9 protein-coding genes and 1 tRNA gene are annotated in these 9,399 nt (G+C 68.7%); 6 read left to right on the top strand and 4 right to left on the bottom strand.

The features are described 5' to 3' along the window. Nucleotides 1–372, bottom strand: a 372-nt coding sequence (locus B2U11_RS15735; RefSeq protein WP_409360160.1) for a DUF6538 domain-containing protein, incomplete at its 3' end; no start/stop codon positions are given. Further along, nucleotides 334–409: transfer RNA gene (locus tag B2U11_RS08080), tRNA-Ala, on the bottom strand. The genes B2U11_RS08080 and B2U11_RS15735, both read right to left, overlap by 39 nt. A gap of 163 nt (nucleotides 410–572) precedes the next feature. Here B2U11_RS08080 and B2U11_RS08075 point away from each other — a divergent pair. The 6 genes from B2U11_RS08075 to B2U11_RS08050 all read left to right on the top strand — a co-directional run bounded on the left by B2U11_RS08075 (nucleotide 573) and on the right by B2U11_RS08050 (nucleotide 6,571). Continuing rightward, complete coding sequence (locus tag B2U11_RS08075) at nucleotides 573–878, top strand: YggT family protein (RefSeq protein WP_292070990.1); 306 nt, start codon at nucleotides 573–575, stop codon at nucleotides 876–878. Between the two features lie 104 nt (nucleotides 879–982). Continuing rightward, nucleotides 983–1,864, top strand: a complete 882-nt coding sequence (locus B2U11_RS08070; protein ID WP_292070989.1) for a 3-hydroxybutyryl-CoA dehydrogenase — start codon at nucleotides 983–985, stop codon at nucleotides 1,862–1,864. Then, nucleotides 1,861–2,418, top strand: coding sequence for a hypothetical protein (locus B2U11_RS08065; protein WP_201217324.1), 558 nt, complete (start codon nucleotides 1,861–1,863; stop codon nucleotides 2,416–2,418). Before B2U11_RS08070 ends, B2U11_RS08065 begins: the two co-directional genes overlap by 4 nt. A 22-nt stretch (nucleotides 2,419–2,440) precedes the next feature. Then, nucleotides 2,441–3,682 (top strand): DUF418 domain-containing protein, encoded by a 1,242-nt coding sequence (locus B2U11_RS08060; protein ID WP_292070988.1) that lies wholly within the window; start codon nucleotides 2,441–2,443, stop codon nucleotides 3,680–3,682. A gap of 40 nt (nucleotides 3,683–3,722) precedes the next feature. Continuing rightward, entirely contained in the window at nucleotides 3,723–5,600 is a 1,878-nt protein-coding gene (gene cobT / locus B2U11_RS08055; protein WP_292070987.1) for a cobaltochelatase subunit CobT, read from the top strand. Further along, entirely contained in the window at nucleotides 5,597–6,571 is a 975-nt protein-coding gene (locus tag B2U11_RS08050) for an esterase-like activity of phytase family protein (RefSeq protein ID WP_292070986.1), read from the top strand. Before cobT ends, B2U11_RS08050 begins: the two co-directional genes overlap by 4 nt. A gap of 3 nt (nucleotides 6,572–6,574) precedes the next feature. On the opposite strand, the gene B2U11_RS08045 is transcribed toward B2U11_RS08050, so the two are convergent. Both B2U11_RS08045 and B2U11_RS08040 read right to left on the bottom strand, forming a co-directional pair. Beyond that, complete coding sequence (locus B2U11_RS08045; RefSeq protein ID WP_292070985.1) at nucleotides 6,575–7,990, bottom strand: alpha,alpha-trehalose-phosphate synthase (UDP-forming); 1,416 nt, start codon at nucleotides 7,988–7,990, stop codon at nucleotides 6,575–6,577. A gap of 42 nt (nucleotides 7,991–8,032) precedes the next feature. Beyond that, nucleotides 8,033–9,399, bottom strand: a 1,367-nt coding sequence (locus tag B2U11_RS08040; RefSeq protein ID WP_292070984.1) for a glycoside hydrolase family 15 protein, incomplete at its 5' end; no start/stop codon positions are given.

The following is a 9,399-nucleotide window of genomic DNA, read 5'->3' as shown; positions in this document are numbered from 1 at the left end:
GACAGCATCCGCCCGATATCCCGTGCCCAGAGACTTCATGACGTGCGTCTTGCCGATGATCCCGGCCAACGGTCGAGGGACACGAAGACGAAGGTAGTAGGTCGATCCCCGGACGATCAGGCCAGACGATTGCCGCCGCCCAGCATTATGTGACCGTGGAGAGGGTCTGGGAGGCCGTTTGGACGGTGTGTGCGACGAGGTGGTGCTACAGCCTCGGGACGGTGAACTAACTGTAGAGGAACGCTTTTTCGACGGTCTCTTGGAGGCCGTGTGTAGCAGCGTGGTGTCAGTTTTTTCGCCTGTTTCCGACCAAACCCTTGTGGAACAAGGATTTGGTGGAGCCGAGGGGAGTCGAACCCCTGACCTCGTCATTGCGAACGACGCGCTCTACCAACTGAGCTACGGCCCCGGTTCCAGTCTGGATCGGGCCCCAGGCGAGGGCGCGACATAGGCGGGCGGCGGGGGCGGTGTCAACGGGCTTGTGCGCGCAATCGGCGCAGGCGGGTCCGCAGGCGTTGCGGGCGGCGCCCCCGCCGGTCTAGAAGCCGGGTTCGCGCTAATGGAGACACGTCATGGGCTTCGCCATCGTCTGGCTGGTCAACGCCGTCATCAGTCTGATGATCTGGTTCATAATCGCCCAGGCGATCCTGAGCTGGCTGGTCGCGTTCGACGTGATCAACTACCGCAACCGCTTCGTCTATTCGGTCGGCAGTTTCCTGGACCAGATCACGCGGCCTCTGCTGGAGCCGTTCCGCCGCATCATCCCCTCGCTGGGCGGCATCGACGTGTCGCCGATCGTGGTCATCCTGCTGCTGCAGTTCGCCAGCGTGCTGTTCACCCGCGCGGCGGCGCCGGCCCTGATCGGCATGCTGGGCTGAGGCGACACGGGCCGGCGGATTCTGGCGATTCCGTATCGAAGGGGCCTTGCGCCGCGCCGCGACCTTCCTAAGGTGCCGGCCCCGACCACTTCAGACCGCGGTTCATGAGCACGATCACCACAGTCGCCGTCCTGGGCGCCGGACAGATGGGCGCAGGCATCGCCCAGGCCGTGGCGCTGGGCGGCTATTCGGTCCGGCTCTACGACGTCGCCGCCGCGCAGCTTCCTCTGGCCCAGGGCCGCATCGCCGCCAGCCTGGCGCGCGGGGTGGGTCGCGGCGCGACCACCCAGGACCAGGCCGACGAGGCGCTGGCGCGCGTCTCGACCGTCGACACCATCGCCGAGGCGGTGACGGGCGCGGACCTGGTCATCGAGGCGGCGGTCGAGGACGAGGCGGTCAAGAAGGCGGTCTATGCCGAGGTGGTGCCGAACCTGGCCCCGCACGCCCTTTTGGCCACCAACACCTCGTCCATCTCGATCACCCGCCTGGCCTCCTCGACGGACCGGCCGGACCGGTTCATCGGCTTGCACTTCATGAAGCCGGCGCCGGTGATGAAGCTGGTCGACTTCATCCGCGGCATCGCCACCTCGGCCGAGACCCATTCCGCCGCCGTCGCCTTCGCCGAGAGCCTGGGCAAGACCACCACCGACGCCGAGGACTTTCCGGCCTTCATCGTCAACCGCATCCTGGTGCCGATGATGAACGAGGCGATCTACACCCTGTACGAAGGGGTGGGGAACGTCGCCTCCATCGACCAGGCGCTGCGGTTGGGCGCCAACCACCCCATGGGACCGCTGGAACTGGCCGACTTCATGGGCCTGGACGTGGTGCTGGCGATCATGAACGTGCTCTATGACGGTCTGGCCGACAGCAAATACCGGCCCTGTCCGCTGCTGGTGAAATACGTCGAAGCGGGATGGCTGGGTCGCAAGAGCGGACGGGGCTTCTACGACTATTCCGGCGACACCCCGGTGCCGACGCGATGAACCGGGTCGAACGCTACGAGGATCTGCCCGGCCAGGCGCGTATCTTCGCCCGACCCGCCCCGGCCTGGCCCGCGATGGCGGCCTTCGCCGGCGCCGCCTGGCCGCCCCTGATCCTGACCCTGCCCTTCTGGCCGCCTAGTTCCTGGACGCCGGGCCGCGAACTGGACTGGCGGTTGATGGTCCTGATCATCGGCCTGATCGCCGTGCCCGCAGGCCTGTGGCGCATTTCGGTCGAGCGGGCGCGCAGCGGACGTCCCTCGACCCGCCTGGGCGTGGTCTGGCGGTTCATGCTGTTCGGCGGCCTGCTGGCCGGCACGCTGCAGATCGCCATGGCGCTGGCGCTGATGGTCGCGGGCTGGTTCGAGGCGGGGGGCTTCCTCCAGGCCCTGGGCGCGTCCGAAACGACCCTGCTGATCTTCGGCGTCGGCTTCCTGCCCATCACCATCGCCGGGGGCGTCAGCTACGGCCTGTGGGCGGGACTGTGCGCCGCCTTCATCGCCTTCGAGGCCAAGCCGACCGTCAAGGACCGGCTGGGGCTGATGCCCAAGACCTGACAGGGACGGCCTCGGGGCGCGCATGATCGAACAGACCGCCGACAAGCCTGCCCGAACCCCGGCTCTCGCGCCCGTCGAACCCCGCGACCGCATCGCCGCCCTGGACGCCCTGCGCGGCCTGGCGGTTCTGGGGATACTGGCGGTCAACGCCGCCGCCTTCGCCCTGCCCTTCATGGTCTATGACGATCCGGCGCTGGCCCCGTTTCCGGTCCAGGGCGCCAACGCCACGGCCCGTTGGGCGGTGGAGGTCTTCTTCCAGCAGAAGTTCATCACCCTGTTTTCGATGCTGTTCGGGGCGTCGATCTATCTGGTCGGGGGCGAGCGTGACGACACGGCGCGGGGCGCCCTGCTGCGGCGTCGGCTGCTGTGGCTGGCGGTCATCGCCCTGATCCACGGCCTGGCCTTCTGGTACGGCGACGTGCTGCTGCTCTACGCCTGGGCCGGGATGTTCGTGTCGCTGATGCGCTCGCTGCCGGCGCGGCGGCTGATCGGGCTGGGCCTGGGGCTGACGCTGCTGTTGGCCAGCCTGCAGGCGGGACTGGCCCTGTTCGCCGCCCACGGCCCGGCCGCCCTGACGGGAGAGTTCGCCCGCTCGCAGTTCACCCCGGAGATGGTGGGCCAGACCATCGAGGCCTATCGCAGCGGCTGGGCCGGCGCCCTGGGCCAGAACCTGGCCGCCTGGCTGGTGCTGCAGGGGACCAGCCTGACGGTGTTCGTCTTCTCGACCGTGCCGCTGATGATGCTGGGCATGGGGCTGTTCAAGTCGGGCTTCCTCAGCGGGCGCGCGCCCACCGGGCTGTATGTCGCCTTGGTCGTCCTGGGAGGCGTGGTGCTGGCCCTGCTGGGGGTGCTGGAATGGCGCGCGGTCTCGGCGCCGGCCGGGCGCTCGGCCACCGGCGGCCTTGGCGAGGTGGTCGGCGCCTATCCGGTCGTGGTCACCCTGGGCTACGCCAGCCTGGTGATCCTGGCCGCGACGCGGGGCGCGGGCGTCCTTGTCGCGGCGCTGCGGCCGGTCGGGCGCATGGCCCTGACCAACTATCTGGCCCAGACGCTGATCATGACGACGCTATTCTACATGCCGTGGGGACCGCGTCTGTTCGGGCGGATGGACTATGTGCAGCTGTGGGGCGTGGTCGCGGCGGTCTGGGCGCTGCAGCTGGCGTGGTCGCCGCTGTGGCTGTCGCGCTTCCGCATGGGGCCGCTGGAGTGGGTCTGGCGGCGGCTGACCTACGGCCGCCCCCTGCCGCTGCGAAAAGCCGCCTGAGCGCCTTTCCCGGCGTCCGCGAAACGACTAACTGGAGGCCATGGCCGCCCCCGACACGCCCGCCGAAACCTTCAAGCGCGCGCTTGGACACGCCGCGCGCGCCCTGGCCGAGCAGCCGGAGCTGGAGGTCGCGTTCGGTTCGGACGGGCCGCGCGTCGCGGGCGGCGTGCTGACCCTGCCCCATCCGCCGCGCGACCCCTCCGGTCCAGAGAGCGCGGCCCTGCGCGGCCAGGCCGACCGCCTGGCCCTGCGGCTGGCCAATCACGACGAGGCGACCGACCGGCGAATGCGTCCCGCCGACGCCCAGGCCGCCGACGTCTTCGACGCCGCCGAACAGGCGCGGGTCGAGGCGGTGGGATCGCAGTTCCTGGCCGGGGTGCGAGGCAATCTGGACGCGGCCCTGCTGACCCGGCTGGAGAAGATGGGCGCCCTGCGCGTCGCCCAGGCCGAGCGCGTGCCCCTGGCCGAGGCCGTCGGCCTGCTGGTGCGCGAGCGGCTGACCGGCCGCGCCACGCCCGACGGCGCGGGCGCCATGCTGGACCTGGTGCGCGCCAATCTGGAGGCCAAGGCCGGCGCGCGGCTGGACGCCCTGGCCGCCTCTGCCGAAGACCAGGCGGATTTCGCCCTGAAGCTGCGCGAGGTGCTGCGCGCCCTGGACCTGGACCCCGGCGACGGCAAGGGCGACGACGCCTCCGAGGACCAGGGCGAGGATCAGCCCGCCCCCCAGGACCGGCCCGACGACGCCGACGAGGATCAGGACGAGGAGGAGGACGGCGGCGAAGGCGGCCAGTCGATGGAGGGCGACGCCGACGACCAGACCGCCGATGAAGAGCGCGAATCCCGCCCCGAGGGCGCGCCCGCCGACCCCGACGGCCAGGTCTCCGAGGACGGTCCCGAGCTTCAGGAGGGCGAGCAGCCCAACAGCCAGCAGACCGCCGACGACGGCCGCGCCGTGGACGCCTACCGGGTCTTCACCACCGCCTATGACGAGGTGGTCGACGCCGCCGACCTGTGCGACCCGATGGAGCTGGACCGTCTGCGCGGCCTGCTGGACGGCCAGTTGGCGATCCTGTCCAGCGTCGTCTCGCGCCTGGCCAACAAGCTGCAGCGCCGGCTGCTGGCCCAGCAGAACCGGTCGTGGATCTTCGACCTGGAAGAGGGGATGCTGGACACCGCGCGCCTGACCCGGATCGTCACCGATCCGACCGCGCCCCTGTCGTTCAAGGCCGAGAGCGAAAGCCCGTTCCGGGACACGGTCGTCACCCTGCTGCTGGACAACTCCGGCTCCATGCGCGGGCGGCCGATCATGGTCGCGGCGGTTTGCGCCGACATCCTGGCGCGGACGCTGGAACGGTGCGGGGTCAAGGTCGAGATCCTGGGCTTCACCACCCGCGCCTGGAAGGGCGGCCAGAGCCGGGAGGCCTGGATCACCGCCGGAAAGCCGCCTAATCCGGGACGGCTGAACGACCTGCGGCACATCATCTACAAGGCCGCCGACGCCCCTTGGCGCCGGGCCAAGAAGAACCTGGGCCTGATGATGCGCGAGGGCCTGCTTAAAGAGAACATCGACGGCGAGGCCCTGCTGTGGGCGCACGACCGCCTGCTGGCCCGCACCGAGCAACGGCGCATCCTGATGGTCATTTCCGATGGCTCGCCGGTCGACGATTCGACCCAGAGCGCCAACGCCGCCCTTTATCTGGACAAGCACCTGCGCCAGGTCATCGCCCAGATCGAGGACCGGTCGCCGGTGGAACTGCTGGCCATCGGCATCGGCCACGACGTGACCCGCTGGTACCGCAAGGCCCTGACCATCGTGGATGTGGAGCAGTTGGCCGGCGCCATGACCGAGAAGCTGGCCGAACTGTTCGAGCAGGACCCCGCGCCGGCGACACGCGGAAGACGCAGGACCGCTGCATGAGACCATTCGCCCGCACGGCCCTGACCCTGGCCGCCCTGACCCTGGCCGCTTGCGCCAGCACCTTGGGCCCGCCCCGGCCCGCGCCCCAGCCGGCGGCCGGATGGACCGAGGCCGCCGCCACCCTGAAAAGCGTCGGCCTGGGCCTGCCCGGCGGCGCGGTCCTGGCTCCGGGCGTCCGCTTCGCCGGCGGGGTGGAGATCGTGGCCGACCCGACCTCTCCGCTGCACAGCCTGTCAGACCTGAAGCTGACCGGCGACGGCGGCTTGGTCACGGTGTCGGACGTCGGCGATCTGGTGCGGGCGCGACTGCGGCTGGATCGCGTGGGACGGCTGGTCGGGTTGGACGGCTTTCAGACGCGGCGGCTGACACTGGCCGACGGCGCCCCGATCACCGAAAAGGTCGACGGCGACGCCGAGGGGTTGGCCTTCACCGCCTCGGGCGATCTGCTGGTCAGCTTCGAGCGCGATCACCGCATCTGGAACTACGGCAAGCTTGACGCTCTGTCGGCGCGGCCTCGGGCGATGCGGATCCCTGATTTTCCGTTCACCGAGAACGACGGAATCGAAGGATTGGCCGCCGCGCCCGGCGGGTGGCGCGCGGCCGGGGAATCCGGCGGCGTCTGGGGCTGCGATCCGGCCCGCTGCGTCAGCGTCACGCCACCGCCCGAGACGCCGATACCCGACAGCGAATACCGCATCACCGGCCTGGACCGCGATCCGGCCCACGACGGCTGGCTGGTCGTGCAGCGCCGCTATCGGCCGCCGCTGGACGCGCGCGCCCACGTCCGCCGCATGGCGCCGGACGGAAGCCTCGGACCGGTGCTTATCGAACTGAAACTGCCGGGCACGACGGACAATTTCGAAGGGATTGCGGCCGAGACGCGCAATGGGCGCACACGGCTCTACATCCTGTCGGACGACAACTTCAGTCCGATGCAGCGCACCCTGCTGCTGACCTTCGACGTGGACTGATCGTCAGGCCGCGGCGTCCGCGACACGGCCGTCATCCGCGTCCCCGTCGACCGACAGCAGCGCGCGCACATAGTCGTCGCGCCAGATGGAGACGTCGGTGTCGCGCACGACCTTCATCAGCGCCTCCCATTTCCGGATGCGCTCGGCCAGGGGCATGGTCAGGGCCTTGTGGATGGCGTCCGACAGTTCCTCGCGGCTGTAGGGATTGACCAGCAAGGCCTCGCCCATCTGCTCGGCCGCCCCGGCGAAGCGCGACAGGATCAGCACGCCGGGATCGTCGGGGTTCTGGGCGCAGACGTATTCCTTGGCCACCAAGTTCATGCCGTCGCGCAGCGGCGTCACCAGGCCGACCTTGGCCGCGCGGTAGATGCCCGCCAGCTGATCCCGGCGATAGGTGCGGTTCAGATAACGGATCGGCTGCCAGTCCATGTCGGCGAAGGCGCCGTTGACCCGCCCGGCCAGGGCGTCCAGCCGCGCGCGGATGTCCTGATAGCTGTCCACATCGTCGCGCGAGATCGGCGTGACCTGCAGCAGGAAGACCTCGCCGCGCATCGACGGATTGTCCTGGAGGAACTGCTCGTAGCCGAGCAGGCGCTCCTCCAGCCCCTTGGAATAGTCCAGTCGATCGACCCCCACGATCATCGAGCGGAACACGGCCGAGGCGGCCATCCGGTCGTAGGTGCGCGCGCCCAGTGTGGAATCGCGCGCCGCCAGGAACCCGTCGACGTCGATGCCGATCGGGAACACCCCCGTCTGGACCTTGCGGCCAAAACACTCCAGCCCGCCGTGCCCGAACAGCTCGCCTCCGGCTTCGGTCACCACATAGTCGGTGAAAAGATCTGACCATTCCTGTGTGTGGAAGCCGATCAGATCGAAGGCGAACATCGACTCGACCAGACGGCGGTGGTGAGGCAGCGTCACCAGAAGCTGGCGCGCGGGCCAGGGCGTGTGCAGGAAGAAGCCAATCCGGTTCTTGATCCCCAGCCGGCGCAGGTCCCGCGCCATCGGGATCATGTGATAGTCGTGGATCCAGATCATGTCGCCAGGCTGGATCAGCGGCGCCAGCACCTCGGCGAACCGGCGGTTTACCCGTTCATAGCCCTCGCCATACGTCCGCTCGTACTGCGCCAGATCGATCCGGTGATGAAACAGCGGCCACAGCGTCTTGTTGGCGTAGCCGTTGTAATATTCGTCGACATCGGCGGGCTCCAGATCGACCAGCCCGACCGTCACGCCGGCCCGGTCCTCGATCTTCACTTCCCCGCTCCAATGGTCGATGGTTTCGCCGGACCATCCGAACCACAGGCCGTCGTACTTTCTCAGCGCCGCCGACAGGGCCATGGCCAACCCTCCCGCCGATCCAGCGGCGGGATCGGTGGGTGCGGACACCCGATTCGACACGACGATCAGACGACTCATTTCACTCTTCCACTGGCGACCCCAGCCCCGGGGCCAGACGGATCAACGCACATCGGTCCACGAACGGCTCAACAACACGGCGCAATTGATGATGCCGACCAGGGAGTAGGTCTGCGGATAGTTGCCCCACAGCTCCCCGTCCTCGATCGAGATGTCTTCGCTGAGCAGTCCCGCGGGCGTGCGCCGGCTCAGCATCTCCTCGAAGATTTCCCGCGCCTCCTCGACCCGGCCGTTCTGGTGCAGGGCCTCGATGAACCAGAAGGTGCAGAAGTTGAAGGCGGTCTCGGGCTCGCCGAAATCGTCGGGCTCGACGTAGCGGAACAGATGACTTCCCTTCTTCAGGTCGCGCTCGATGGCGTCGAAGGTGGCCACCTGGCGTGGATCGCGCGCGTCCAGAAAGCCTAGGTCGGTCATCTGAAGCAGGGAGGCGTCCAACTCGCGCCCGCCATAGCTGGCGGCGAACCGTCCCTCTTCCGGCAGATAGGCCTCGGTTTCGATCCGTGTGCGGATGGTGTCGGCGCGGGTGCGCCACACCTCGCCGCGTTCGTGCAGGCCCAAATGGTCCGCCGCCTTGGCCAGGCGGTCGCACGCGGCCCAGCACATGACGGAGGAATAGGTGTGGACCCGCGCGATCGTGCGGAACTCCCATAGCCCCGCGTCGGTCTGGTCGTGCATGGCGAAGGCCCGCTCTCCGACCTTCTCCAGCGCATAAAAGTCGTCGATGACGCCCGGGCGAAGCAGCCGCTGGTCGTAGAAGGCCTGGACGAGCGGCAGGACGATCTGTCCGTACACGTCGTGCTGAAGATGTTCGTGCGCCTGGTTGCCCACGCGCACGGGCTTCATGCCGCGATAGCCCTCGACGCTTTCGACGATGCTCTCGCCGATACCCGGCTCCAGGCCCACGCCATAGACCGGCTGGACGTGTCCGCCGGCGGAATCGTCCACCAGGTTGCGCAGATAGACCAGATAGTTTTCCAAGATGTCGACGGCGCCCAACCGGTTAAGCGCCCGTACCGTGTAGTAGGCGTCGCGGATCCAGCAGTAGCGGTAGTCCCAGTTGCGCCCGCTTTCTGGGAATTCCGGCACGGAGGTCGTCATGGCGGCGACGATGGCGCCCGTCTCCTCATAGGCGCACAGCTTCAGCGTGATGGCCGCGCGGATCACCGCCTCCTGCCAGTCCAGCGGCAGGTAGAGCTTTCTCACCCAGTCGCGCCAATAGGCGATGGTGCGGTCCAGCGCCGCCTGCACGCCCGGCCCGACGTCCTGGTCATAGCCTTCGTCCGGCCCGAAGAAGAAGGCGAAGGACCGCTCGAGCCTGAAGGTGCGCTCGTTCAGAACGTGCGACACCGGACAGTCGGTGGTCAGGCGGAAGGTGACGTCCGGGCACAGGAAACGGATGTGGTTCGAGC

Origin of the sequence: Brevundimonas sp. UBA7534, from assembly GCF_002479325.1 — a bacterium.
Taxonomy (GTDB): domain Bacteria; phylum Pseudomonadota; class Alphaproteobacteria; order Caulobacterales; family Caulobacteraceae; genus Brevundimonas.
The sequence above is the reverse complement of the archived record's forward strand: the minus strand, read 5'-3'. Positions and strand labels throughout refer to the sequence as shown.